1 protein-coding gene and 1 pseudogene are annotated in these 1,326 nt (G+C 60.1%); both read right to left on the minus strand.

Annotation, left to right across the window (positions count from 1 at the left end; genetic code table 11):
- A pseudogene (locus AC4PR2_RS28880) lies at positions 1-647 on the minus strand (integrating conjugative element protein); the annotation flags it as partial.
- Positions 648-657: 10 nt separating this feature from the next.
- Positions 658-1,326: TIGR03756 family integrating conjugative element protein (locus AC4PR2_RS28885; RefSeq protein WP_492176045.1), on the minus strand; the 669-nt coding region annotated here is incomplete at its 5' end.

A 1,326-nucleotide genomic window follows, 5' to 3' on the forward strand; every position in this document is an offset into this window, starting at 1 on the left:
TTCATCGATCGGATCGCATCCGCATCCCCGTTGTTGACCAGGCTTTTGGCCTCCTCCATCGCCGCCGCCTGGCTCCAGCCGCCGGTATCCACCATATCCATCATCCGTTTGGAGAGGTTCTGGCAATTGAGCTGGGCTTTGTCGAATGCCACGTTGGCCTGCAATACCCCGTTTGTCAGCATTTCATACAAGCCAGGGTTAGCACGCTGGATAGCCATCGCCGGCAGACTGGCTACCGCACCGGTAGCACCCTGAATAACGTTACCCATCAGGCTCTTGAACCCGTCCGTCACGCCATTGAGCTGGTTACCGATGGTGCTCTTCAGGTCGAAGTTGCCGCACATCAAATCCGAGCTCCAGCCCAGGTTCATCCCCAGGCGCTGCATATTGCCACGCGTCGCCGGCTGCGATATCACCGAGCCTCCGCCCAGGGAATAGAACAGCTTGTCCGAGACCGCGCCGCTGGCGTTCTTCCCGTAACCGATATTGCTGTCATTCACCTGGGGCAGTGAAATACCAAACAGGGTGCCGTTATCGTCATTGTCGTCAGCGTGTGCGCTCACACCGGCCATCGCCAGGCTGCCGGCAATCAGCAGAGACAGCAGGCTGCGCCGTCCCCAGAGAGATTTATTCATCGTGTTTTTCATCATTTATGCCTCAGAAATCTGTGCTGTAGAGGAAACGCTGCCCGCGGCGCTGGCAGCAGCTGTAGGGTTGCCACAGGGCAAAGGCAGCGTTCGCATCCGCAGCCGGCGGATGATCGCCATCCGGGAACACGGCGCAAGACTGGCTGAGCTGCGGCGCCAGGCGCTGCCATTTGTGGTTGCTGGTTCCGGTATTTTCCTGAACCGCACCTGGTGGCCAGTCCCCTTCCGAGCGCTGGCCCATCAGGGGCTGGTAGACGTGCGGCTGACCAGAGCGAGTGATGATGTCCGCCACACGCTGTGCCACCAGAGCACCCGCCTTGTCGTCATCGACCTGGGTCACAAATCCCGAACGGGGATAGACGTTGCCCCACATATTCGCGGCCGCCTGACTGCCGACCTCACGCTGACCAGGCACCAATGCTTCGGGATAGAGGGATTCCGGCATACCAGTACGCCATGCCAGGCTGTCCAGCGTACTGAGGAAATACGGCACGAAGGGGGTCGCGGCACTGCGGCACGAATAGCCGGCAATGCTGCCGCCAATCAGGGTCGTCGCCGGATGACCAATGGCATCGGCATACTTGAAGTGAAGGTTGGTTTTACGCTGCCCGGGGGTTTTCAGCTCATTGTTGCCACCGCCGGCTGCAACGCCGCCCAGTGCGCTGGTGATACTGCTCTC

The organism is Serratia sp. A07 (assembly GCF_058725505.1).